23 protein-coding genes are annotated in these 23,549 nt (G+C 67.9%); 17 read left to right on the plus strand and 6 right to left on the minus strand.

All coding sequences use genetic code 11. The annotated features are described in order from the left end of the window. Positions 1–23: 23 nt before the first annotated feature. From ACFYO1_RS09160 to tpiA, 9 genes are all read left to right on the plus strand, one after another. A complete protein-coding gene (locus ACFYO1_RS09160) occupies positions 24–719 on the plus strand; it encodes an HAD family hydrolase (RefSeq protein ID WP_387228658.1) in 696 nt (231 codons plus the stop codon). A 123-nt stretch (positions 720–842) separates the two neighbouring features. Further along, positions 843–1,271, plus strand: a complete 429-nt coding sequence (locus ACFYO1_RS09165) for a hypothetical protein (protein ID WP_387228660.1) — start codon at positions 843–845, stop codon at positions 1,269–1,271. 37 nt (positions 1,272–1,308) lie between these two features. Further along, positions 1,309–3,315 (plus strand): excinuclease ABC subunit UvrC, encoded by a 2,007-nt coding sequence (gene uvrC / locus ACFYO1_RS09170; protein ID WP_387228662.1) that lies wholly within the window; start codon positions 1,309–1,311, stop codon positions 3,313–3,315. 175 nt (positions 3,316–3,490) lie between these two features. Then, positions 3,491–4,471 (plus strand): RNase adapter RapZ, encoded by a 981-nt coding sequence (gene rapZ / locus ACFYO1_RS09175; RefSeq protein WP_387228665.1) that lies wholly within the window; start codon positions 3,491–3,493, stop codon positions 4,469–4,471. Then, a complete protein-coding gene (yvcK, locus tag ACFYO1_RS09180; protein ID WP_387228666.1) occupies positions 4,468–5,514 on the plus strand; it encodes a uridine diphosphate-N-acetylglucosamine-binding protein YvcK in 1,047 nt (348 codons plus the stop codon). The genes rapZ and yvcK overlap by 4 nt, the downstream gene beginning before the upstream one ends. Next, positions 5,505–6,488 (plus strand): DNA-binding protein WhiA, encoded by a 984-nt coding sequence (gene whiA, locus ACFYO1_RS09185; RefSeq protein ID WP_040736336.1) that lies wholly within the window; start codon positions 5,505–5,507, stop codon positions 6,486–6,488. Before yvcK ends, whiA begins: the two co-directional genes overlap by 10 nt. A 440-nt stretch (positions 6,489–6,928) precedes the next feature. Next, positions 6,929–7,948 (plus strand): type I glyceraldehyde-3-phosphate dehydrogenase, encoded by a 1,020-nt coding sequence (gap, locus tag ACFYO1_RS09190; protein WP_387228669.1) that lies wholly within the window; start codon positions 6,929–6,931, stop codon positions 7,946–7,948. A 5-nt stretch (positions 7,949–7,953) separates the two neighbouring features. Next, on the plus strand, positions 7,954–9,168 hold the full coding sequence (locus tag ACFYO1_RS09195) for a phosphoglycerate kinase (protein WP_387228671.1): 1,215 nt from the start codon (positions 7,954–7,956) through the stop codon (positions 9,166–9,168). A 14-nt stretch (positions 9,169–9,182) separates the two neighbouring features. After that, positions 9,183–9,980, plus strand: a complete 798-nt coding sequence (gene tpiA, locus ACFYO1_RS09200; protein WP_387228673.1) for a triose-phosphate isomerase — start codon at positions 9,183–9,185, stop codon at positions 9,978–9,980. A gap of 58 nt (positions 9,981–10,038) precedes the next feature. On the opposite strand, the gene ACFYO1_RS09205 is transcribed toward tpiA, so the two are convergent. Together ACFYO1_RS09205 and ACFYO1_RS09210 are read right to left on the minus strand one after the other, a co-directional pair. Further along, positions 10,039–10,821, minus strand: coding sequence for an META domain-containing protein (locus tag ACFYO1_RS09205; RefSeq protein WP_387228676.1), 783 nt, complete (start codon positions 10,819–10,821; stop codon positions 10,039–10,041). A gap of 47 nt (positions 10,822–10,868) precedes the next feature. Beyond that, positions 10,869–12,287: a lipase family protein gene (locus tag ACFYO1_RS09210; RefSeq protein WP_387228678.1), complete on the minus strand. Its 1,419-nt coding sequence runs from the start codon at positions 12,285–12,287 to the stop codon at positions 10,869–10,871. A 165-nt stretch (positions 12,288–12,452) separates the two neighbouring features. Here ACFYO1_RS09210 and ACFYO1_RS09215 point away from each other — a divergent pair, with 165 nt between their 5' ends. The 3 genes from ACFYO1_RS09215 (at position 12,453) to ACFYO1_RS09225 (ending at position 15,398) form a co-directional block, all read left to right on the plus strand. Continuing rightward, entirely contained in the window at positions 12,453–13,082 is a 630-nt protein-coding gene (locus ACFYO1_RS09215) for a TetR/AcrR family transcriptional regulator (protein ID WP_387228680.1), read from the plus strand. Continuing rightward, the gene (locus tag ACFYO1_RS09220; RefSeq protein ID WP_387228681.1) at positions 13,060–13,611 is read left to right on the plus strand and encodes a hypothetical protein; all 552 of its coding nucleotides are present in this window, start codon (positions 13,060–13,062) and stop codon (positions 13,609–13,611) included. The genes ACFYO1_RS09215 and ACFYO1_RS09220 overlap by 23 nt, the downstream gene beginning before the upstream one ends. Positions 13,612–14,489: 878 nt before the next feature. Continuing rightward, positions 14,490–15,398 (plus strand): EamA family transporter, encoded by a 909-nt coding sequence (locus ACFYO1_RS09225; RefSeq protein WP_387228683.1) that lies wholly within the window; start codon positions 14,490–14,492, stop codon positions 15,396–15,398. Between the two features lie 10 nt (positions 15,399–15,408). Here the strand turns inward: ACFYO1_RS09225 and ACFYO1_RS09230 are convergent, their stop codons facing one another. Then, complete coding sequence (locus tag ACFYO1_RS09230; protein WP_387228685.1) at positions 15,409–15,672, minus strand: hypothetical protein; 264 nt, start codon at positions 15,670–15,672, stop codon at positions 15,409–15,411. 320 nt (positions 15,673–15,992) lie between these two features. On the opposite strand from ACFYO1_RS09230, the gene ACFYO1_RS09235 reads away from it, so the two are divergent. Together ACFYO1_RS09235 and secG are read left to right on the plus strand one after the other, a co-directional pair. Beyond that, the gene (locus ACFYO1_RS09235) at positions 15,993–17,588 is read left to right on the plus strand and encodes an MFS transporter (RefSeq protein ID WP_387228687.1); all 1,596 of its coding nucleotides are present in this window, start codon (positions 15,993–15,995) and stop codon (positions 17,586–17,588) included. Between the two features lie 60 nt (positions 17,589–17,648). Continuing rightward, the gene (gene secG, locus ACFYO1_RS09240) at positions 17,649–17,882 is read left to right on the plus strand and encodes a preprotein translocase subunit SecG (protein ID WP_150408414.1); all 234 of its coding nucleotides are present in this window, start codon (positions 17,649–17,651) and stop codon (positions 17,880–17,882) included. Here secG and ACFYO1_RS09245 read toward each other — a convergent pair. After that, entirely contained in the window at positions 17,869–19,002 is a 1,134-nt protein-coding gene (locus ACFYO1_RS09245) for a YbfB/YjiJ family MFS transporter (protein ID WP_387228688.1), read from the minus strand. The two genes, secG and ACFYO1_RS09245, sit on opposite strands and share 14 nt — an antisense overlap. Positions 19,003–19,071: 69 nt before the next feature. Here ACFYO1_RS09245 and ACFYO1_RS09250 point away from each other — a divergent pair, with 69 nt between their 5' ends. Next, positions 19,072–19,962 (plus strand): LysR family transcriptional regulator, encoded by an 891-nt coding sequence (locus ACFYO1_RS09250; RefSeq protein ID WP_387228690.1) that lies wholly within the window; start codon positions 19,072–19,074, stop codon positions 19,960–19,962. 194 nt (positions 19,963–20,156) lie between these two features. Here the strand turns inward: ACFYO1_RS09250 and ACFYO1_RS09255 are convergent, their stop codons facing one another. Further along, a complete protein-coding gene (locus tag ACFYO1_RS09255) occupies positions 20,157–21,005 on the minus strand; it encodes an SDR family NAD(P)-dependent oxidoreductase (protein ID WP_387228692.1) in 849 nt (282 codons plus the stop codon). Positions 21,006–21,059: 54 nt separating this feature from the next. Between ACFYO1_RS09255 and ACFYO1_RS09260 the strand changes: the two genes are divergently transcribed. Both ACFYO1_RS09260 and ACFYO1_RS09265 read left to right on the plus strand, forming a co-directional pair. After that, positions 21,060–22,049, plus strand: a complete 990-nt coding sequence (locus tag ACFYO1_RS09260) for an alpha/beta fold hydrolase (protein WP_387228694.1) — start codon at positions 21,060–21,062, stop codon at positions 22,047–22,049. Between the two features lie 87 nt (positions 22,050–22,136). Further along, complete coding sequence (locus ACFYO1_RS09265; protein WP_387228695.1) at positions 22,137–22,739, plus strand: hypothetical protein; 603 nt, start codon at positions 22,137–22,139, stop codon at positions 22,737–22,739. Positions 22,740–22,743: 4 nt separating this feature from the next. Here the strand turns inward: ACFYO1_RS09265 and ACFYO1_RS09270 are convergent, their stop codons facing one another. After that, a complete protein-coding gene (locus ACFYO1_RS09270) occupies positions 22,744–23,223 on the minus strand; it encodes a hypothetical protein (protein WP_387228697.1) in 480 nt (159 codons plus the stop codon). Positions 23,224–23,549 lie beyond the last annotated feature (326 nt).

A 23,549-nucleotide genomic window follows, 5' to 3' on the forward strand; every position in this document is an offset into this window, starting at 1 on the left:
GGACCCGTCGGTACGCTGGTGCGGTGACCATCGAGGCGGTGCTCTTCGACTATTCCGGGACGTTGTTTCGACTGGAGGAGAAGGATTGGTGGGGTGATGAGCTGGTCACGGCCGACGGCCGAGCCTTCGACGTGCACGAGAAGGCGGAACTGCTGCGCCGGATGACGGCACCGGTCGAGCAACTCGTGCAGTTCGGCCCGCAGGGCCAATACGCGTGGGACCACCGCGACCTGGACCCGAAACTGCATCGGCAGGCCTACCTCGAGGTTCTGACCAAATCCGGCGTGCCCACCGCGGACCAGGCGGAATTCCTCTACCGCCGCCTGATCGATCCCCTGGCCTGGACGCCCTACCCGGACGTCGACGAGGTGCTGACTCTGCTTGCGGGCCAAGGCATTCAGGTCGCCGTCGTCAGCAATATCGCTTTCGACATCCGCCCGGCGTTCGTCTCCCGCAACTGGGACCGCTACGTCGACGCCTTCGCCCTCTCCTTCGAGATCGGCGCGATCAAACCCGATCCGCGCATCTTCGCCGCCACCCTCGGCAAACTCGGCGTCGAACCCGACGCCGCCCTGATGGTCGGCGACAGCGCCGAGGCGGACGGCGGCGCGACCGCGCTCGGCTGTCGCTTCGCCCTGGTAGATCCGGTGCCGACCGAGCAACGCCCGACCGGCCTGCTGGACGCGCTACGCCAGCACGGGCTTTCGCGCGGCGAATGAACGGCTGATCGCCGTCGAATAACGGTTACCACGTCCGGGTTGTCCGACTCGTCCCGGTGATCTACCGTTCTGCCCGCGCCCGTCGATTCGGGCCGAGCGTGTGGATCGGGAAGTGGGGGCGCCGTGGGCGCTGAGTCTTCAGACGATGATTTAGCCGTAGCCGAGCGATTATGGGCGCTGACCGAGCTGCCCGCGCCGGCCAGGGAAGCGCGCGAAGCCACCTGGGGCCTGGCGGGATTCGGCCTCGTCTACGCGATCCTCATGGGCCTGATGCTCGGCGCCGAGGCCGCCGGAGGCGCGGCGATCCAGTTCCTGTTCAGCTGGCTGCTCGCCCTCGTCGCCGGCGGATTCGCCCGCGGCGCGAGCGGCGTGCGGATCCTGGCGATCAGCCTGGCGCTCGCCCAAGCCGTGGTCGGCTGGCAGACCCATCCACTCGACGTACCGTTCGCGCAATGGATTGTCGCCGTGCTGTATTCGCTCGGCGCATCGATGGTCGTCGTCTACCAGCTCACCCGCCCCGAAGCGAAGCACTGGTTCGACGGCGAGCCGTAGCTGCGGACCTGTCGGACCTGCTCGATAGGCTTGACGGGTGGCAGATCCAGCGACGTACCGGCCCAAGCCGGGCACGATTCCGGTCGAACCCGGGGTGTACAAGTTCCGGGACGCACATCGGCAGGTCATCTACGTCGGCAAGGCAAAAAGCCTGCGCAGCAGGCTGAACTCGTACTTCGCCGACGTCGCCTCCTTGCATCCGCGTACGCGGCAGATGGTGACCACCGCCGCGAGCGTGGAGTGGACGGTCGTCTCCACCGAGGTGGAGGCGCTACAGCTCGAATACAACTGGATCAAGGAATTCGACCCCCGCTTCAACGTGCGCTACCGCGACGACAAGTCGTACCCGGTGCTCGCGGTGACGCTCAACGAAGAGTTCCCGCGCCTGTTCGTCTACCGCGGCGCGCGCAAGAAGGGCGTGCGCTACTTCGGCCCGTACGCGCACGCCTGGGCGATCCGGGAAACCCTGGACCTGCTGCTGCGCGTGTTCCCGGCGCGCACCTGCTCCAACGGAGTGTTCAAGCGGCACAACCAGATCGGCAGGCCCTGCCTGCTCGGCTACATCGACAAGTGCTCCGCGCCGTGCATCGGCAGGGTCAGCGCCGACGAACACCGCCAGATCGTCGAGGACTTCTGCGACTTCCTGGCCGGCCGCACCGACCGCATGGTGCGGCAGCTGGAGCGCCGCATGCAGGACGCCGCCGAAGACCTGGACTTCGAGAACGCCGCCCGCCTGCGCGACGATGTCCAGGCCCTGCGCCGCGCGCTGGAGAAGCAGGCGGTCGTGCTCGGCACCGGCACCGATGCCGACGTGATCGCCTTCGCCACCGACGAGCTGGAGGCGGCGGTGCAGATCTTCCACGTCCGCGACGGCCGGGTCCGTGGTCAGCGCGGCTGGGTGGTGGACAAATCCGGCGACGCCATCGACGCGCCCGAGGCGGGCAGCGAGCTGGCCGTGCTGGTCGAACAGTTCCTCACCCAGTTCTACGGCGAACAGGTCGCGGTGGCCGAACTCGGCGAATCCGAGCAGCCCGCCACCGTGGTCCCGCGCGAGGTGCTGGTCCCCGAACTCCCCGCCGACACCGACCAGCTCCAGGAGTGGCTGTCCAACCTGCGCGGCTCGGCCGTGCAGCTGCGCGTGCCGCAGCGCGGCGATAAGAAGGCCCTGGCCGAGACCGTGCAGCGCAACGCGATGGAGGCGCTGCAACAGCACAAACTCAAGCGCGCGGGCGACCTGACCTCGAGATCGGCTGCGCTGCAAGCCATTCAGGACGCGCTCGAACTCGACAGCGCCCCGCTGCGGATCGAATGTGTGGACATCAGCCACGTGCAGGGCACCGACGTGGTCGCCTCGCTGGTGGTGTTCGAGGACGGCCTGGCCCGCAAGTCCGAGTACCGGCACTACACGATCAAGGAGGCGGCCGGCGACGGCCGCTCCGACGACGTCGGCAGCATCCGGGAGGTGACCAGGCGGCGGTTCTACAAATTGCAGAAGGAACGCGACCTGATGGCCACCGAGGACCAGGCGGCCGAAAACGCCGACGACACAGCGGATCTCCTGTCCCGCCCGGGCATCGACCCGGATACGGGCCGCCCGCGCAAGTTCGCCTACCCGCCCAACCTGTACGTGGTCGACGGCGGCGCGCCCCAGGTCGCGGCCGCCGCCGAGGTGCTCGACGAACTCGGCATCACCGACGTGGCGGTGATCGGCCTGGCCAAACGTCTCGAAGAGGTCTGGGTGCCGGGGGAGAGCGACCCGGTGATCATGCCGCGCAACAGCGAGGCCCTGTTCCTGCTGCAACGAGTCCGTGACGAGGCGCACCGGTTCGCCATCACCTTCCACCGCAGCAAACGTTCCCGCCGGATGACCGCGTCGGCGCTGGACTCGGTCCCCGGGCTCGGTGCGGCGCGCCGAACCGCGCTGGTTACCCATTTCGGTTCGGTCGCGAAGCTGAAACAGGCCACGGTGGAGGAGATCACCGAGGTCCCCGGCATCGGGCTGGCGACCGCGAAAGCCGTACTCGCTGCCCTGCAGGGAGGCTGAGAAACATCGGAATCATCTGCTTCCCTGCCATCCACCTATATCCTCGGTACCGTTCCATCCCAGGTTTGTGAACCACTCAGTTGCTCTGCGGAAGGTAATCACGCATGTCTGCGCCCGATACCGGGACCGGTGCGGGATGATTCGAGAGGTACCCAAGAGACGGATCCCATAGGACATGACACGCGTCGAATCGAACAACACTGCGGGTAATCCGCGACAGACCGAGGGGCGGGCCGGCCCCTCGAGCGCTGTCGCAGCGGCGAACCCGCAGGTCGAAGTCGTCATCGTGACCGGACTATCCGGCGCGGGCCGCGGTACCGCGGCCCGCGTGCTCGAGGACCTCGGCTGGTACGTGGCCGACAACCTGCCGCCGGAACTGATCGGCCGGATGGTCGAACTGGGCGCCTCCGCCGAACCGCCGATCCGCAGTCTCGCCTTGGTGATGGACGTGCGCAGCCGGTTCTTCACCGGCGATCTCTCGGTGGTCACCGACCAATTGCACAAGCTCGGCATCGAAACCAAGGTGCTGTTCCTCGAGGCCTCCGACGACGTGCTGATCCGGCGCTTCGGCTTCGCCCGGCGCAGGCATCCGCTGCAGAGCGAGAGCAAGGACGGCACGCTCTCGGCGGGCATCGCCGCCGAACGGATCCGGCTCTCGGCCGTGAAAACCGCGGCGGATCTGGTCATCGACACCACCGAACTGTCCATCCACCAGCTGCACCGCAAGCTGGAGGAGGCCTTCGGCGGCGGCGTGCCGAGCGCCTTACAGCTCACCGTGCAGTCCTTCGGCTTCAAACATGGGGTTCCACTCGACGCCGACATGGTGTTGGATGTGCGTTTTCTACCTAATCCACATTGGATACCGGAATTGCGGGAACACACTGGTCAGGAATCGGTGGTGAGCGAGTACGTGCTGTCGCGCCCCGGCGCGGACGATTACCTGCGTACCTGCCACCACCTGGTCGAGCTGACCATGAACGGGTACCGCCAAGAGGGGAAGCGATACATGACGGTGGCAGTGGGCTGCACCGGAGGCAAGCACCGCAGCGTGGCGATCGCCGAGGCGCTCGGCGAACTGATGAGCGAGGGCGCCGGCGTGCCCGAGGGATCCGCCGACGTGGTGCGGGTCGTGCATCGGGATCTGGGGCGCGAATGACTGGTTGGGAATCCGACCCGGCGATAGTGGCGCTGGGCGGCGGGCACGGCCTATACGCGACGCTGACCGCGGTCCGGCGGTTGACCAGGAAGATCAGCGCGGTCGTCACGGTGGCCGACGACGGCGGTTCGTCCGGTCGCCTACGCGCCGAACTAGGCGTGTTGCCCCCCGGCGACCTGCGGATGGCGCTCGCCGCCCTGGCCGCGGACCCTGACGGCATCTGGACCCAGACCGTGCAGCACCGCTTCGGCGGCACCGGCGCGCTCGCCGGTCACTCGGTCGGCAACCTCATCCTGGCCGGGCTGACCGAGGTGCTGGGCGACCCGGTCGCTGCCCTCGACGAGGTCGCGAAGCTGTTGCGCATCACCGGACGGGTGCTGCCGATGTCGCCGATCGCGCTCGACATCGAAGCGGATGTGGCTGGGCTGGAAGCGGATCCGCGGGTCAGCCGCTGCATTCGCGGCCAGGTCGCCATCGCGACCACGCCCGGTAAAGTCCGCCGCGTACGGCTGATCCCGTCCGATCCGCCGGCCAGTCAAGAAGCCACCTCGGCCATCGAACACGCCGATGTGGTCGTTCTCGGACCAGGTTCCTGGTTCACCAGCGTCATCCCCCATGTGCTCGTCCCCGAACTACGAGAGGCGCTGGTGTACACCCGAGCCAGAAAAGTTCTGGTGCTGAATCTCGCCGCCGAGCCCGGCGAAACGGCGGGTTTCTCCGCCGAACGGCACCTGCATGTATTGTCCCAGCACGCACCGGAATTCGTGGTCGACGAAGTTTTGGTCGATTCCGGGTCGGTGCCCGAGGGTCGCGAAAGAGAACATGTGGCGAGAGCCGCCGAACAGCTGCGCGCACGGGTAACCTTCTCCGATGTCGCCGAGGCGGGGACGGACCGGCATCACCCCGGAAAGCTTGCCGCCGCACTGGATCAACTGATCCGGCAACCTCGGCCGCAAATGGCAGGGCTTCGAGTCGAGGGACGGCACATGGGTCAGGATGTGCGTTCCGGGTTGGGTGGAAAGGAGCGCGTCTCGTGGCGATGACAGCCGATGTGAAAGACGAGCTGAGCAGGCTCACGGTGTCGCAAGTCAGTTCCCGCAAGGCGGAACTGTCCGCATTGCTGCGTTTTGCGGGCGGGCTGCACATCGTCGGCGGGCGGGTGATCGTCGAGGCCGAGGTGGACATGGGTTCCATCGCCCGCAGGCTGCGCCGGGAGATCTTCGAGCTATACGGCTACGGCTCCGATGTGCACGTGCTCGGCGCGGGTGGTCTGCGCAAGACCTCCCGCTACGTGGTGCGCGTGTCCAAGGAGGGCGAGGCGCTGGCCCGGCAGACCGGGCTGCTCGATGTGCGCGGTCGTCCGGTGCGCGGCCTGCCCGCCCAGGTGGTCGGCGGCAGCATCGCGGACGCCGAAGCCGCTTGGCGCGGAGCGTTTCTCGCGCACGGCTCGCTCACCGAGCCGGGCCGTTCGTCCGCGCTGGAGGTCAGCTGCCCGGGCCCGGAGGCGGCGCTCGCGCTCGTCGGCGCGGCCCGCAGGCTGGGCATCACCGCCAAGGCACGGGAGGTGCGCGGCACCGATCGGGTCGTGGTGCGCGACGGCGAGGCGATCGGCGCGCTGCTCACCCGGATGGGTGCGCACGGCACCCGGATCGTCTGGGAGGAGCGCAGGCTGCGCCGCGAGGTGCGGGCCACCGCGAACCGGCTGGCCAACTTCGACGACGCCAACCTGCGCCGCTCGGCCAGGGCCGCGGTCGCCGCGGCCGCCAGGGTGGAGCGCGCGCTGGAGATCCTCAGCGACGACGTGCCCGACCATCTCGCGGCCGCGGGGAAGCTGCGCGTGCAGCACCGTCAGGCGTCGCTGGAGGAGCTCGGCCAGCTGGCCGACCCGCCGATGACGAAAGACGCTGTGGCGGGCCGGATTCGGCGTCTGCTGTCGATGGCGGACCGGCGAGCCAAGGAGCTCGGCATCCCCGACACCGAGTCGGCCGTAACCGCCGAGCTACTCGACGAGGCCTGACGAAGCCGTCATCCGGCCGGGTGCCCTCAGGGGCCACCCGGCCGGATGTCTGTCACGCGCACCCCGTCACGGGACGGGCGCTGACTTCGCCAGCACACCAGAAGCGCCCGATCCGCACTCCCGACTCTGGATCTGCGCCGACCGTCTCGCGCTGTTTCCGGCGCGGATTCGCGAGCCACGGCGCGGATTCTCGCGAGCGAGTGGGCGCCGGCGACGGACGTTTTTCGTGTCCGGGATGGGTAACCGGATCGGATTGCCAGGGTGGTTGACCGGGCTGCGGTGCAGGTAGGTGGGCCGTAGTGTGAGGAAACAGACCGATCGGTAATTGATTTCGCTGGTTACCGTGTTGGTGTGGCCAGGTGCATGTTAGTGCGGTAACGGGTGGGCACTACTGTTACTAGACATCGGAATGATCCGCTTGAAAGCTGAGGAGCGATAACGTGACTGTCCGGGTAGGCATCAACGGCTTCGGTCGTATCGGACGTAACTTCTTCCGGGCGGTGGAGGCGCAGAAGGCGCTGGGCACCACCGACATCGAGATCGTCGCGGTCAACGACCTCACCGACAACGCGACGCTCGCGACCCTGCTCAAGTACGACTCGATCCTCGGCCGCCTGCCGCAGGATGTCTCGCTCGACGGCGAGGACACCATCGTGGTCGGTGACCAGCGGCTCAAGGCGCTGGCCATCAAGGAGGGCCCGTCGGCGCTGCCGTGGGGCGACCTGGGCGTCGACGTGGTCGTGGAGTCGACCGGCATCTTCACCGACGCGACCAAGGCCAAGGGCCACCTCGCGTCCGGCGCCAAGAAGGTCATCATCTCCGCACCCGCCAAGGGTGAGGACCTGACCGTGGTCATGGGCGTCAACGACGACAAGTACGACGGCAGCCAGAACATCATCTCCAACGCCTCGTGCACCACCAACTGCCTCGGCCCGCTGGCCAAGGTGCTGCACGATGCCTTCGGTATCGAGCGTGGCCTGATGACCACCATCCACGCGTACACGCAGGACCAGAACCTGCAGGACGCGCCGCACGCCGACCTGCGCCGCGCCCGCGCCGCCGCGCTGAACATCGTGCCCACCGGCACCGGCGCCGCGAAGGCCATCGGCCTGGTGCTCCCCGAGTTGCAGGGCAAGCTGGACGGTTACGCGCTGCGCGTGCCGGTCCCGACGGGCTCGGTCACCGACCTCACGGTCAAGCTGGCCAAGTCGGCCTCGATCGACGAGATCAACGCCGCCTACCAGGCCGCCGCCGCGGGCGCGCTGAAGGGCTACCTCAAGTACAACGTGGACCCGATCGTGTCCAGCGACATCGTCACCGACCCGCACTCCTGCATCTACGACGCGCCGCTGACCAAGGTCATCGACGACCAGGTGAAGGTGGTCGGCTGGTACGACAACGAGTGGGGCTACTCGAACCGTCTCGCCGACCTCATCGGCCTCGTCGGCAAGTCGCTCTGAAGGCCATGACGATCAAGACTCTCGACGATCTGCTCAGCGAGGGTGTCGAAGGCCGGGGCGTGCTCGTGCGCTCCGACCTGAACGTCCCCCTCGACGACAACGGCCAGATCACCGACCCCGGCCGGATCATCGCGTCCGTGCCGACCATCAAGGCGCTGGCCGAGGCCGGCGCGAAGGTGGTCGTCACCGCGCACCTCGGCCGGCCCAAGGGCGAGCGGGACGCGAAGCTCTCGCTGGCTCCGGTCGCCGCGAAATTGTCCGAGGAACTGGGCCGCAACGTCCAGCTCGCCGGTGACGTGGTCGGCGGGGACGCGCTCGCGCGCTCCGAGGGGCTGACCGACGGCGATGTCCTGCTGCTGGAGAACATCCGCTTCGATCCGCGCGAGACCAGCAAGGACGACGCGCAGCGGGCCAAGCTGGCCGCCGCGCTGGTCGAGCTGGTCGGCGACGACGGCGCGTTCGTCTCCGACGGCTTCGGTGTGGTGCATCGCAAGCAGGCATCGGTGTACGACGTGGCGAAGCTGCTGCCGCACTACGCGGGCCAGCTGGTCGCGGCGGAGGTCGACGTGCTGGCCAAGCTGACGACCGACACCGAGCGGCCGTACGCGGTCGTGCTCGGCGGGTCGAAGGTCTCGGACAAGCTCGCGGTCATCGAGGCGCTCGCGCCGAAGGTCGACACGCTGGTCATCGGCGGCGGCATGTGCTTCACCTTCCTTGCCGCACAGGGTCTTTCGGTGGGCGCCTCGCTGTTGCAGGAGGAGATGATCGACACCTGCAAGGACCTGCTCGACCGGTACGCGGACGTCATCCACCTGCCCCGCGACATCGTGGTGGCGAATAAGTTCGCCGCCGACGCGGACTCGAAGATCGTTCCGGCGCACGAGATTCCGGATGGGTGGCTGGGTCTGGACATCGGTCCCGAATCGACCTCCCGGTTCGCCGCGCTGCTGACCGAGGCTAAGACGGTGTTCTGGAACGGCCCGATGGGCGTGTTCGAGTTCGAGAGCTTCGCGGCCGGCACCAAGGGCGTGGCCGAGGCCATCGGCACCGCGACCGGCAAGGGCGCGTTCACCGTCGTCGGCGGTGGCGACTCCGCGGCGGCCGTGCGGGCGCTCGGGCTGCCCGACGACGGTTTCTCGCACATCTCCACCGGCGGCGGCGCGTCGCTGGAATACCTGGAGGGCAAGGAACTTCCGGGCATCGCAGTGCTGGAAGATTGAGGAGTGCTACGACTGTGACAAAGTCTCTCGCCAGGAAGCCGCTCATCGCGGGTAACTGGAAGCTCAACCTCAACCATCTCGAGGCGATCGCGCTGGTGCAGAAGATCGCGTTCGCGTTGCCGGAGAAGTACTTCGCCAAGGTGGATGTCTCGGTGCTGCCGCCGTTCACCGACCTGCGCAGCGTGCAGACGCTGGTGGAGGGCGACAAGCTGCTGCTCACCTATGGGGCGCAAGACATTTCGGCGCACGACTCGGGTGCCTACACCGGTGAGGTCAGCGGCTCGATGCTGGCCAAACTGGGCTGCAGCTTCGTCGCGGTCGGGCACTCCGAGCGCAGGCAGTACCACCACGAGGACGATGCCCTCGTGCTGGCCAAAACCAAGCAGGCGCTGAAGTACGGGATCACCCCGATCGTCTGCATCGGTGAGGGCCTGAACGTGCGCGAGGCGAAGACGCACGTCGAGTACAACCTCGAGCAGCTGCGTGGTTCGCTGAAAGGCCTGACGGCGGAGGAGATCTCGAAGGTCGTCATCGCCTACGAGCCGGTCTGGGCGATCGGCACCGGTAAGGTGGCCACCCCCGCGGACGCGCAGGAGGTCTGCGGCGCGATTCGTGCGGAGCTGGCCGAGCTGGCCTCTGCGGAGGTCGCCGCGGGTGTCCGTGTGCTCTACGGGGGCTCGGTCAACGCCAAGAACGTCGGCGAGTTGGTCGGGCAGTCCGATATCGATGGTGCGCTGGTCGGCGGTGCTTCGCTGAAGGGTGACGAGTTCGCCACCCTGTCCGCGATCGCCGCGGGCGGTCCACTGCCGTAACCGTTTTCACGACAAGAGCCGGGCACCTTCGGGTGTCCGGCTCTTCTCGTCGAAGGCCCTACTGCGCGCGCAGGGTAAGGCCGTTGCCGTTGGCGTTGCGCAGCGTGAGGATGTCCGCGTCGACGGTCGCGGTTGTCTTGCCGTCCAGCGCTTTCAGGACCGACTGCTCGACGTCCATCACCTCGACCGGGCAGAGCATCTTCGTGGTGGCGATCTGGAAGGTCGGTTCGGCGTCGGGACCGGTTGCGCGGCCGGTCATCCGGTTGCAGCCCGCGGTGCCGGTGACGCTGCCGTCCTCGGCGATGGTGAGCGTCGGTTTCACCTCATCGATGGTCTGCGAACGGATTTGGGCGTCCGAGGTGATCAGCGCGGTGACGACCCAGGTGGTGCCCTTGATCGGCTTGTCCGGCACAGCGACCTTCTTGTCCAGCAGGATGACGGTCAGGTTGTCCGACTTCAAGGTCAGCTTCGGGCCGTCGAGCTGCCAGGTGGGGTCGGAGTTCAGCAGGCCGTTGAGCCACTCGTCCGCGCCCTGCCGATCGCCCGCGCAGGCCATCAGCGTGCTGGCCAGGCCGGACACTCGCAGCTTGTGATCGTCGAGGGTGACCGCGCCCGAATAGGAGTTGCAGCCCGCGTCCGCGGCGATCCGATCGTCCTTGAAGGCGAGGGTCAGCGGGCCGCCGCCGGGGATCGGCGTGCCCTCGACCCCGGTCGATAGGAAGGTGTGGCCGGCCAGCTCGGGCGTGGTCGAGGGGGACTTCGAGTCGCCGCTCGAGCAGGCGCTGACCGCGAGCAGGGCCAGCAGGGCGACCGGGCCGAACCGCACGAAGTTAGCCGACATGACGCGATGGTACCGACGTCGTGCGGTCCGGCCGGGTTTTCGGCTGGTCAGACCGGCATGCCGAGAGCGGACGCCAGAGTCTGGCCGAGGGTGTTGACGACGGCGTTGAACGCGCCGGGATCGAGGATCTGCAGCGGCACGTCGCGATTGCTGCAACCCGGTGCCGCGGGCACGCCGTTGAGCCGATCGTTGAGCCACAACACAGCCGAGCCGGCGCCGGATACCGCGGCGATACCGTGCTCACTGATCAGCTCGCGGGTGTAGGCGACCTGAGCGTTCGGATCCTTGCAGTAGGTGTCGTAGAGCTTGTTGACCGCGTTCACCGGCATCGCCTCGTCCAGCGGCGCCTCGTAGATGTACAGCGGGAACGGGGGAGTGCCGCGATGGCCGAGGCTCAATTCCTGCAGCATGGGCTGCAATTCGGGAGCGCGCATCGGGTCACCGGGGTAATCGAACAGGCCCTTGATATTCACGAACGGAAAGGCCGCGAACTGCAAGGCCACGCACTGGCCTTGATGGACCACCCGCAGCCCTTTGCCGAGCGGGTTCATGTACCGCTCGATGAACTGATTCAGTTCGGGGTATTCGTTTGCCACACCGAACAATCCACCGAGCACCGCACCGCCGAAGGTCGACGTGGCGTTGTTGTAATCGATGGCCATGCCGATATCGGCCATCAAGCCGCCCACCGCGGAGCCGACCAGGTTCAGCTCCGGAGCGTATTCGGGTTGCAGCTCGGCCGCGTGCGCGGTCGGGATGGCGCCGCCCGAGTAACCCCACAGCGCGGTCCGGGTCGCAGTGCCGGGCAGCCCGGCCGGCGCGAAGTTCTCGGCCGCTCGAATCCCGTCCAGGGTGATCCGGCCGCCGAGCGGTCCGGCCGCGTAGGCGGCGTTCGGGCCTTGGTGGTCGGGCACCACGACGGCGTGGCCGAGTTGCAGCATGGCCTGGACTTCGATGAATTCCGCGGAGATCACCGGATTCGTCGGATTGGGCAGCGAGCCCATCTGCAAGACATACGAGGCCGCGCAGTTCTGCGAGAGCGAGTCCTCGGCGAACTGGAACGCGACCAAATTCCGGTCCGGCGTGGGTGCGGGCCGGTACGGCACGATCACCGTGGCCACCGCCGGAATCGGCTCGCCGCGCGTATTGGTGCTGCGATAGGACAACTGCCACGCCCGCACGTTCAGCGGGATCAGGAAGAGGTTGGCCAGATTGACCTGGCGTGCCGAAATGATCTCGCCTGGTTGTGCCGCGGCGACCTTGGCCGGGTCGGGGTTGTAGAAGCCCTGATCCAGGTATGGCGGGGCAGGGGGTAGCGGGAACGGCAGCGGCGGCGCGACCGGCACCGGGTCCGCGTGCGCCATGCCGATCACCATGGGGCTCATCGCCATGGTCAAACCGGCGGTCAATGCCAGGCAAGTGTGCGCGACCATCCTCTTGGTGCCCGCGGCAGTGCCCATCTTCATTTGGAACTCCTCGACCTCTACGCAACGCTGCGCGCTCTCGGGCAAAAAGAGAGCGAATGCTTCCTAACTGGCGCGTCGACTGTAGAGTCCGCTCCGCCGTTGTGTCAACGATCACGCTGACCCGGCTACCGTCCGGGCGAGACCGGGCAGGCAGGATGGGTAATCATGACCGGGAGCGCCGAAACATCGCGTCCACGGCGGACGCAGCAGGAACGCCGCGCGGCCACCGTCGCCAAGCTGATCGATGCGACGATCGCGGCGATCGGCGAGGTCGGCTACCAGCGCACGACCGTGCAGGAGATCTGCGGTCGCGCCGGATTGTCCGTCGGGGCCATGTTCCGGCAATTCGACAGCAGGCTCGACCTGATCGTGCGCACCGCGGAGGCGATCGTCACCCGGCAGCTCGCCGCGTTCAGTGTGGTGATGGAACACATTGGGGATCAAGCGAATCCGCTCGACACCGCGTTGCGGTTCCTGCAGGCGGCGCAGCAGGACACCACCACGCACGCGTTGCGCGAGATCTACCTCGCGGCCCGCTCGGACGCGGAGTTGCGGACCCGGATCGCGCCGACGGTCGAGAACTATTACGACGACATCGTCGCCGCGGTCGACCGCACCGGGGTGCTCAGCCAGTTTCCGCAGCGTCTGCGCGAGCCGATGTTCTTCATGGCGCTGCACGTGTTCTCCGGTCAGGCGGTTGTGCGCGGTGTGTATCAGCGGCCTGAGCTCGACGAACAGGTGTTGAAGCTGGTCGGGGACATGCTGCGGAGCTATGCCGGATCGCTCGGCGAATAAGGTGCGGCTGTGGACGCTGCAGGCGCCCGAGGCGGTTGCCGCGGTGCGGGCGAGCGGTCGCTACCGCGCCGACTGGGATCTCGTGTCCGCGAACTTCCGTTCGGCGTACCGGACGATGGCGGCCGAAATGGCAAGGCGCGGTATCGATTGCGGGGATGCGCCACCGGTGTGGTGCTGGCCGGGACGCGGACTTGGCGGCCGCGCCGTCCGGCGCACCGCGAACGCGCTGCTCGGCGACCATGAATGGGCTCACGGCCGGTGGATGCTGAAACTGCTTGTGCCGGAGTCGGTTACGCTCGTGACGTCCTACTCCGCATGGAACGACCACCTCGCCTGCGCCTTCGGCGAACCGGACGGGATCGCCGAGATGGATTGGACCGGTCGGCTGCACACCGACTGGGACGAACACCAGGTGACCATCCCCGAACTGCGCTCCGAATGGATCGTCCGAGCCCGCCCCTATCCGTCTGATGCCGAAACAGCCGCCCGCATCGCCGCGGATCCGTTGCTGCGCATACCCGAGCGATAGTTGCGCGGTAGGGCTCGTGCTGCCGGTCGCGAGACCGTGGTCAGAATTGTGGTGGGTTCTTTGCTGCGCGCCAGGGGCAATCGGTGGTGGCCCTACCTTGTGGTGTTCGAGTTGAGACGGGATTTGTTGCGGCGCATAGAATTCGGGCGTTCTTGCGTGCTCGGGAGTGCCTCGTGGTGTCGAAATCGTGGTCAGGATTGCGGTGGATTCATTGCTGCGCTAACGGCAATGGGCGGCGGCTTAACCTTGCGGTGTTCGAGCCGGGGCGGGATCTGTTGCGGCGCGTTGGCTGTGGGCTCGGGTGTACCTCGTGGGTGCCGAGATTGTGGCGGATCGGGGTTGCGCGCTGGGCGCCGGATATACATGCGACAAGTCGTGCGGCTAGGCGTTAGGCTCGGCCGCGTGCACCGATCGTTTCCGATTTCCCCGCCGCTCGCCTCCTGAGCGAGGTGTAGGCGTACTTCCGCATTCGCTCCGGCCAGCGGTCTGACGACCGACTGGGTCCGGTAGCGCCGTTTCGCATACCTCCGCGTCCGCTTCGGGGTCGCGCGGGTCGGAACGGATCGCGTCCGTTCCGCATTGCCCGGTATGTGCTTCGGCGACATGGGGTTCGGAGGGGTTGCGGCCCTTCCGTATTGCCCGGTATGTGCTTCGGCGACGCGGGGTTCGGAGCGATTGCGACCTTTCTGCATTGCTTCGCGTCAGCGGGTCCGGTCCTGGCGGATTGCGCCTGTTCCGCGTACCTGCGCGTTCGCTTCGGCGAACCCGGGTCGGCTGACGGACCGCGATCAATCGAGAAAGATGCGGTACCTCGGCATTCGATGCGCACCTCGCTTCCGCGATCCTCATCCCTCTCTGTCGCAGGAGCGCAACCTTTCATGTCCATATCCCTGTCCACGACCGGCCGTTCCGGGCTGGTCTATCTTGTCGGCGCCGGAATGCTCTGGGGGACCGGCGGTTTGCTCGGCACCCTGCTGGGGCGCGCCACCGGTTTGTCACCCATCGCGGTGGCCACCTGCCGGCTCGCCGTCGGCGGTTTGCTGCTCGTCGCCTTACTCGCGGCAACCCGGCGGCCTTGGCCGCGAAACCTCCTGGCCTGGCGCAGAATCGGCGCGGTCGCCGTCCTCGCCGCCACCTTCCAGGCGTGCTACTTCGGTGCGGTAGCGGCATCGTCGGTCAGCGTCGCCACCTTGGTCACCATCGGTGCGTCACCCGTGGTGGTCGCGCTGCTGGAACAGTTCACCGGCAGACGCGTCCTCGACCGGAGGCGAGCGGCGACCATCGGTCTCGCGCTGTCCGGCCTGGCCCTGCTGGTCGGCGTCCCCTCCGGCGACGTCGGTTCCACCGGCCTGCTCGCCGGCGCGGCCCTCGCCGTCGCGGCCGCGGCCGTCTTCGCCACGGTCACCGTCATCAGCTCCCAGCCGGTCGATGGCCTCGATTCGATGACCACCACCGGCCTCGGATTCACCGGCGGCGCAGCCCTACTCGCCCCGCTGGCCCTCACCACCGGCTTCGCCTTCGCCCCGACCCCGGGCAGTTTCGTCCTACTCGCCGCCCTCGGCCTGGTCCCGACCGCCATCGCCTACACCCTCTACTTCCGCGGCCTCCCCGACGCGGGCCCCGGCACCGCCGCCATCCTCGCGCTTCTCGAACCCCTCACCGGCGCCGCGCTGGCCGCCCTCGTCCTCGGCGAGCGCCTCACACCCCTCGGCCTGCTCGGCGCGGCTCTGCTGACCGCGGCCCTCGTCCTCACCAGCAACCAATCGCGCCCCGGTGAGGTCGCATAGCCGCGAACAGTCAGGCCTCCTGATGCTGTGGGCCATGGCTGGTGCGCACATCGGAGGACGTGCCCACATCATCGTCGGTCGCCATCACCGCCGGTCGCCATTGCGGCCGGTAGTGATTGCGGCTGGTCGTGATTGCGGCCGGTCGTGACTGCTGCCAGTCGCGATTGCTGCTGGCGAACGCATCGCCGCCGGTGGTGATGGCGTGGCTGGCGATGGGTTCGCATTCGTGGTCTCTGCTCGCGCGTATGTCCTGGCCGTCGAGCGTCGGCCACAACGGCGGGTGTTTGCCGCAGTCTGTTGCGGTTGCCGACTCGGCCGCTGCCGAGTGTCCGCTTGTCCGGGACTACGTCTCAGGTCATCGGAGCGGTCCCGTTTGGTTCAGAGCGCACCCGATCGGCGGTCGTACTCACTGATGACCCGTAGACCGAGACGAATCGCGGCAACGGTTCGTCTCGGTCGAGTCCGCGTACGACTCTGTCTGGTCACGCGTTTGCACAGGCCGCGTATTGGATGCTCATCACCGCAACGGGTGGCTTGCGACACTCCTCGACTGCCTTGGATTGTCGGGCGGCGGCTCGGCCTAAGCTTCGGTGAGTGATCACTGCTCCGAACACCGCTGTCTCGACCTGGGCTCCGTTGCGGTCGCGGGTGTATCGCGCGTTGTGGATCGCGCAGCTGGTCTCGAACCTGGGCACCTGGATGCAGACGGTCGGCGCGCAGTGGGTGCTGGTCGACGAGCCGAACGCGGCGGTGCTGGTGTCGTTCGTGCAGACCGCGATCACGTTGCCGGTGATGCTGTTGGCCATTCCCTCCGGGGTGATCGCGGATCTGGTCGACCGGCGCAGGCTGCTGCTGGGGGCGCAGTCGACGATGGCGATACTCGCCGCGCTGCTGGCGGTCTCCACGGCGACCGGGCACACCACGCCGGCGGTCCTGCTCATCCTGCTGTTCCTGATCGGCTGCGGGCAGGCGCTCACCGGGCCGGCCTGGCAGGCGATCCAGCCGGAACTGGTACCGCGCGAACAGATTCCGTCGGCCGCCGCGCTCGGCAGCATGAGCATCAATATCGGGCGTGCGGTGGGGCCCGCGATCGCCGGCGTGCTCGTCTCGCTGTCCGGCCCGACGTTCGTGTTCGTGCTCAACGCGGTGTCCTTCGGCGGCATCGTCGCGGTACTCGCCCTGTGGCGCAGGCCCGCGACGGATCGGCAGCTGCCGAGCGAACGCCCGCTGGCGGCGTTGCAGGCCGGGACCAGGTTCATCAAGGCCGCGCCCGCGATCCGGCGCGTGCTGCTGCGCTCGATCCTGTTCATCGCCCCGGCCAGCGCGGTGTGGGCGCTGCTGCCGGTGATCGCGCGCGACGAACTCGGGCTTTCGTCGTCCGGCTACGGCGTGATGCTGGCCGCGCTCGGCATCGGGGCGGTGCTCGGCGCCGTCGGCCTGTCCCGGCTGCGCACCCTGCTCACGCCCACCCAGCGACTGGGTCTGGCCGCCGTCCTGTTCGGGCTCGCGTCCGCGACCACCGCGCTGGTGCACATCGTCGCCGTCGTGCTGGTGCTGTTGGTCTTCGCCGGCTTCGCCTGGCTGCTGGCCATGTCCACGATGAACTCGACCATGCAGTTGCTGCTGCCCGCCTGGGTGCGTGCGCGCGGCCTGTCGGTGTATCTGCTGGTGTTCATGGGCGGGCAGGCGATCGGCTCGCTGGTCTGGGGGGTGGTCGCGGGAGCGATGGGACCGGTGTTCGCGTTGCTGGCCGCGGCGGCGCTGCTCGCGCTGTGCGCGGTGAGCACGGTGTGGCTGCCGATCGGGCACAACGCGGAAAACCTGGATCAGACCCCGTCGGCGTACTGGCCGGAACCGCAGCTCGTGGTCGAACCCGAACCCGCCGACGGACCGGTCATGGTGCTGCGCACCTACGACGTCCCGGCGGAGAACGTGGACGAGTTCATGGCCGCGATGGCGTTCGTCGGTCGGTCCAGGCAGCGAACTGGGGCGATGGAGTGGCGACTGTATCGCGACGTCGGCGTGCTCGACCGCTACGTCGAGGCGTTCGTGGTCCGCTCCTGGGCCGAACACATGCACCAGCACCAGGTCAGGCTCACGGCGCAGGACCAGCTCCGCGAGCAGGAGGCGTCGAAATACACGATCGGCGACGACCGGATCACCCATCTGGTCGCGATTCTGCCTGCTTAGGATCGGCGTTGCCGAGTGCCTGATTCGGTGGGATCGGATCGTCCGCATACACTGTGCGGCATGCGGATGTTCCTCGATATCCTCCTGATCATCGCCAGCGTGCTGCTGGTGCTGCTGGTGCTGCTGCACCGCGCCAAGGGTGGAGGTCTGTCCAGCCTGTTCGGCGGCGGCGTGCAGTCCAGCCTCTCCGGCTCGACCGTTGTGGAGAAAAACCTCGACCGAATCACCGTCTTCACCGGCCTGGTATGGGTCATCGCCATCATCGGCATCGGCCTGGAGATCAAGTTCGCCTGATCAGGCGCGTCACCACACCGGCCGCGATCGTCGAACCCGCCAGCACGATGGCGGCGATGACGAACGCGGCCGGATAGCTGTCGCCGATCACCGGCGCCACCACCAACGGACCGAGCATCTGCCCCGCGCCATAGACGGCGGTCAGTGGCGCCGCCGCGGCGCCGTCCGACAGCTCGCCGCCGATCCGGATCGCCAGCATCACGATGCCGAGGAAGGTCGCGCCGAACAGCGCCGCCGACAGCACGGCAGGCCACACCGCGGTGCTGAGCGCGGGCAGCACCGCTGAAACACACTGCGCCACCAGCGCGACCGGCATCGCGACCGCCGGACGCCAGCGCCGCGCGGCAATGCCCCAAAGCACCGTGGCCGGGACCGCGGCCGCGCCTACCACCACCCAGATCCACGCGCCGACCACCGGCCCGCGCCGATCGCTGATCGCCGCCACCAGGAACGTGCCGATTACGATGTACCCGAGGCCCTCCAGGAAATAGGAGACCAGCAGCGCCCGCCACGCTCCCTTCGACCGGACGGTGGCCTTGCCTGCCCGGCGACCGGGCCGGATGTCGAGCCGCCACGCGGGCAGCAGCAACAGCACGGTCAGCGCGGCCGAGACCAGCCACATGCTCTGCCAACCGAGGAACGGCCGCACCGCCAGCACCAGCAATCCGGTCAGCGCGATCCCGAAACCGACTCCGCTGATGGCGATTCCGGCGGCGTCCCGGCTGCTGCCGTGCCTGGCGGCCACCCCGGCGCACGCGACGAAGATGACGGCACTGCTGATGCCGGCGATAAGGCGAAGTGCCGCAGGGACAATCGTGGGCGCGGGCACCGCCATCAGCAGTTCGCTGACGATCAGCAGCGCGGCGGAGAGCCGGAACATGGTGCGGGTGTTCAGTTCTGGCCAGCGGGTAAGCAGAACGGCGCCGAGCAGATAGCCCGCGTAGTTGGCGGTCGCGATCACCGCGCCGCCGTTGGCGTCGATCCGGTGCGCGTCCACCATGATCGGCAGCAGCGGCGTGTAGACGAACCGGCCGACCCCCATCGCGGCGGCCAGCCCGGCGGCGGCCGCGAAGGCGGGGGCGAGGCTGCTGCGCGGAGGTCGAACGAGAGTAACGGTCACTCCAGCGACCGTACGGTCCTCTTCCCCGTCGGAGAAATGCTTTCTACGCACCGTGTATACGCTGGCTGCATGGATGAGGGAGCGCTGCCGTCCGAAGCGTCTACACCGGTCGAGGTCGGCGGATCGGCGAACATCGAATTGCGGCACCTGCGCGCATACGTCGCGCTGTGCGAAGCGGAGAACTACACCCGCGCCGCGGTTCGCCTGCACCTGAGCCAGCCCGCGCTGACCAGGACTATTCAGCAGTTGGAACGGCACCTCGAGTGCCGTCTCATCGAACGCACGTCCCGGCGTTTCGAACTGACCGACGAGGGCACCGAGCTGCTGGCGCATGCCAGGCGAATCCTCGCCGACGTCGACACGGTCACCGCGCAGTTGCGCTCCCGCGCCGCCATCGAGATCGGCTTCGCCTGGCTGCTGCCCGCCACCTGGCTCGCGGCCACCCGTCGCCGCTACGAGGCGCTCGGCGGACGCATCACCCTGCACCGCGTCGACGACCCGCTGTCCGCGCTCGACACCCGCGCCATCGATATCGCCATATACCGCAGGGAAACTCAGCTGCCGGGCCACCTGCGATCCCGCCGGATCGCGACCGAGCAGCGCGTGCTCGCCGTCGCCGCCACGTCACCGCTGGCCGCGGCGACCGACCTGCACTGGGCCGACCTCGCCGGATACCCGTTGGTGGTCAACGAGATCTCCGGCACCACCCACACCGATTCCTGGGCGCCGGCCGACCCGAACCGGCAGATCATCACCTGCCGCAACTTCGACGAATGGATCGAACTCGTCGCCGCGAACCGCGGCATCGGCGGCGCCCCCGCCCTGGCCCGCACCCGCGCACCCCACCCCGGCGTCGTCTACCTGGATGTCCCGGACGCGCCCCCGTCCCACGTCTACCTGGCCTGGCGGGCCAAACCCGACCCGCCCCGGGCGGTCCAACGCTTCCTCGGTGTCCTCTGAACCGTTCCTTTGGAATCGCACCGAAAGCAGGGCCCGCGCTGTGGAAACCGAAGGCGTACAGGTCCGCTGGTGACGGTCGCCTTGAGCGCAGGGTCGGCCGCAGCTGCGCCCAAGCGGTGTGCGGGACTCACAGAGCGTCCATACGGATCACAGGGGGTGGAGGGCCTGTGGGCCGTATGGACGCTCTGTGGGTTTCAGTCGGCGCGGGGGACGCGGCCGTCGAGGTCGGTGAAGTTGTAGGCGGTGGCGAGATCGGCTACGCGCCAGGCCGATCCGGTGCGGGTGTGGCGGCCGGGGTCGGTGGCCAGGGCGACGACCGCGCGGCCGGAGAAGCGGGGGGTCTCGGCCTGGGTGAGGTCGAAGGTGCCTTCGCCGGGGAGGGTGACCAGCCGCTGGCCCTGCGCGTCGGCCGGAACCAGTTGCAGCAGTTCGGTATCGACGATGCCGGGCCACAGTGAGACGACGGTGACCTCGGTGCCGGCCAGGTTGTGGGCCATGTCCGCGGTGAGGCGGTCCAGTGCGGTTTTCGCGACGCCGTAGACCGCGTTGTGCATGTACCGGATCGCACCGGGGGAGGAGATGTTGACGATCAACCCGTCCGACTCGATCAGCAGCGCCGCCGCGAAAGCGCTTGCCACGTAATGCGATCGGACGCCGATGTCGAACGTCTCGTCCCACGCCTTGGGCGGCACCTCCCAGAACGGCTTACCGAGCCAGCGCGCGGCGGCGGGGGAGTTGTAGACGTTGTTCACCAGTACGTCGAGACGCCCATGCTGCTCGCGGATCTGCTGGAACAGGCGCTGCACCGCGTCGTCGTCACGGTGATCGCAGACGAACGGAACGCCGGTCCCGCCCGCCGCGTCGATCGCCGCCGCGGTCTCACCGACCGTGCCCGGCAGTCGTCCAGGCGTGTCCGAACGGCCGGTGACGTATACGGTCGCCCCCGCCGCACCGAGCTCCAGGGCGATGCCCTTGCCGATGCCGCGACTGGCGCCGGTAACCACCGCGATCTTGCCGGTCAACGGGTCAGGTATTCCACTCACGACTTCGGGACACTACCGTGAAACAAGAACACGTTCTAGGTTTTGGAGGTCGCAGTGGAGTTGACGCATCGGTTCGTGACGACCAACGGCGTCCGGATGCACGTCGCCGAGCAGGGCACGGGGTATCCGGTGATCTTCTGCCACGGCTTCCCGCACACCTGGTTCATCTGGCACCACCAGCTGGAGTCGGTCGCGGCGGCAGGCTACCGGGCCATCGCTCCGGATCTACGCGGGTACGGGCAGACCGATCTGCCCGCGGACGTCGACGCGTACACGAACGCGGCGGTGATCGGCGACCTGCTCGGGTTGCTCGACGACATCGGCGCCGAGCAAGCGGTCTTCGTCGGGTTGGATTTCGGCGCGGCCCTGGTGTGGGAGTTGGCATTACGCGCCCCGGAGCGGGTGCGCGGTGTCATCGTCCTGAACAACCCCTTCGCGCCCCGCCCGCCGCGCTCGCCGTCGCAACTGTGGGCCAAGGCCGCCGCGCGACACTTCCTGCACCTGGACTACTTTCAGGCCCCCGGCGTGGCCGACGCCGAACTCGCCGCCCGCCCAAGGGAATTCCTCCAGCGCGTCTACTACTCGCTCAGCGCCGACTACCACTACCTCGACACCTGGCAGTTCCCGGCGGAGGGCACCGGCTACCTCGACGTGCTGCCTGCGGCCCCGCCGCTGCCCTGGCGCTGGCTGACCGAACACGAATTCGACACCCTGGCACAGGATTTCGAACGCACCGGCTTCACCGGCGGCCTGAACTGGTACCGCGCCCTGGACCGCAACTGGGAGCTCACCGCTGACTACGCCGACGCCTCCGTCACCGTCCCCGCCTACTTCATGTACGGCGACCACGACCCCGACATGGAGGGCTTCAGCGGCCGCGACCCCCTCACCACCCTGCGCAACCACGTCCCCGACCTGCGCGCGGTCACCAAGATCGCCGACGCCGGCCACCTCGTCCAACTGGAACGCGCCGCCGAGGTCAACACCCTGCTGACCACCCACCTGCGCGAACTCGTCACCCATTCCTCCGACGTCCCGGCATAGCCGCACCCACCCGCGCCGCGGCGCCTGGCGTCAAACGCCTTCCGTCGGTGCGCCGTTCATGTCGGTGGGTGCCGCTAATGTTCGCTCATGAGTTACAGCCTGAGCGTTTACGTCGTCGAACTGGATAGGGTCAGGGCCGCGATCGGCTCGCGGGACGACAAGCTCCGGCGCATGATCGGCGGCCGGTTCAAGGCGCAGCTGGCGCACGCCGACGACTGGTTCGCCGAGGAGATCGCGAACGGCGCGCCCGCCCGGTACGACGCGGTGCGCGCGGTCATCGACGGCGGCCCGTTCGATCAGGGCTACGGTTTCCAATACGCCTATGCGTACCAGACCATTTGCCAGTTCTACGGCCGGTTCCTGGACAATCGCTACTTCTCCCCGTTCCGGGGCAGCTGGCTGGAACAGGTCGACGAAGGCCTGGCCGAACTCGGCATCAAGGCCATCAGCCTCGCCGATTTCGTCTACCACGCGCTGCCCGCCGCGCTGCCCGAGCCGGAGGAGCTACCCGGCTACGGCGAATGGACCCCGGAGCAATGCGCCGAAGCCCTCGTGCAATGGGAATCGACGACCCCGAAGCAGCGCGAGGAGGTCGACCACGAGGTGCTCGCGGCGATCGAGTCGTGCATGGAGTGGATCCGCGAGGCGCAGGCCCGCCCCGGCTGGGGGATCGCGGGCTTCTTCGTCTGACCGCTCAGCGGTATTCGTCGGCCCGTTTCGGATAGTCGGCCCACTGCGGCAGCGGTGCGTAGTCCAGGTAGGCGGTGAGCCGGTCCAGTAGGTATTGCCAGCGTGGGCCGATTTCGCGCGCGTCCGCGGGGGTGACGTGGCGACGGATCAGCTCGACGTTGGTGACCACGCCGACCTGGGTCATCCGCACCTCCAGCAGGCATCCGTCGATGTGCACGATCAGTTCGTGCGGCGCCTGGCAGTGCCCGACCCGCACCGCGACCGGCCGGGACACCGGGCCGTCCATCGGCTCGATGGTCAGATTGCCGCTGCCGCCCGACACCGCGCCGAGCCAGTGCGCCAGCTGTCCGCGGTCGGTCGCGGCCGACCACACCTCGAGCACCGGTTTGCGGAACGAGCGCAGATAGTGCAGCAGCACCAGTTCGCTGTCCGCCGCGCGATCGTGCTCCGGCCGAACCTCACCGAGCATGGACATCATCGTCATCGCCGTGCCCTCCACCGCTGGTCGTCACCGTGACTGTGGGTCCAGTATTCCCTTGTCGAAGGCGAATCGCGGGAATACCGGCACGGCGTGCCCGACCGGATTCGACGTTGCCCCGGCGCGGACTGCGGAGGGCCGCGACATGACCGCTGGGTGACGAAGCGGTGCGCGATTCGCTACCGGATGGTAGCTTCCGGATTGCCGACATTATTGAAAAATTAAGTAGCGCAATACAATACAACTATTGTGCAACCTGCTAATAGTGCCTGTTAGTTGTCTTCGCCGAGATGCGGAACTGCTTGCCGGTCTGTACATTTGGTGCAGCCCGA

It is taken from the genome of Nocardia sp. NPDC006044, from assembly GCF_042871115.1.
Lineage (GTDB): Bacteria > Actinomycetota > Actinomycetes > Mycobacteriales > Mycobacteriaceae > Nocardia.

What these genes read in the sequence shown, in the direction of transcription:
- rapZ (WP_387228665.1), top strand. Translation starts at nt 3,491, where the DNA reads ATGACACGCGTCGAATCGAACAACACTGCGGGTAATCCGCGACAGACC.
- yvcK (WP_387228666.1), top strand. Translation starts at nt 4,468, where the DNA reads ATGACTGGTTGGGAATCCGACCCGGCGATAGTGGCGCTGGGCGGCGGG.
- ACFYO1_RS09195 (WP_387228671.1), top strand. Translation starts at nt 7,954, where the DNA reads ATGACGATCAAGACTCTCGACGATCTGCTCAGCGAGGGTGTCGAAGGC.
- ACFYO1_RS09205 (WP_387228676.1), bottom strand. Translation starts at nt 10,821, where the DNA reads ATGTCGGCTAACTTCGTGCGGTTCGGCCCGGTCGCCCTGCTGGCCCTG.
- ACFYO1_RS09210 (WP_387228678.1), bottom strand. Translation starts at nt 12,287, where the DNA reads ATGAAGATGGGCACTGCCGCGGGCACCAAGAGGATGGTCGCGCACACT.
- ACFYO1_RS09215 (WP_387228680.1), top strand. Translation starts at nt 12,453, where the DNA reads ATGACCGGGAGCGCCGAAACATCGCGTCCACGGCGGACGCAGCAGGAA.
- ACFYO1_RS09220 (WP_387228681.1), top strand. Translation starts at nt 13,060, where the DNA reads ATGCCGGATCGCTCGGCGAATAAGGTGCGGCTGTGGACGCTGCAGGCG.
- ACFYO1_RS09225 (WP_387228683.1), top strand. Translation starts at nt 14,490, where the DNA reads ATGTCCATATCCCTGTCCACGACCGGCCGTTCCGGGCTGGTCTATCTT.
- secG (WP_150408414.1), top strand. Translation starts at nt 17,649, where the DNA reads ATGCGGATGTTCCTCGATATCCTCCTGATCATCGCCAGCGTGCTGCTG.
- ACFYO1_RS09250 (WP_387228690.1), top strand. Translation starts at nt 19,072, where the DNA reads ATGGATGAGGGAGCGCTGCCGTCCGAAGCGTCTACACCGGTCGAGGTC.
- ACFYO1_RS09265 (WP_387228695.1), top strand. Translation starts at nt 22,137, where the DNA reads ATGAGTTACAGCCTGAGCGTTTACGTCGTCGAACTGGATAGGGTCAGG.
- ACFYO1_RS09270 (WP_387228697.1), bottom strand. Translation starts at nt 23,223, where the DNA reads ATGACGATGATGTCCATGCTCGGTGAGGTTCGGCCGGAGCACGATCGC.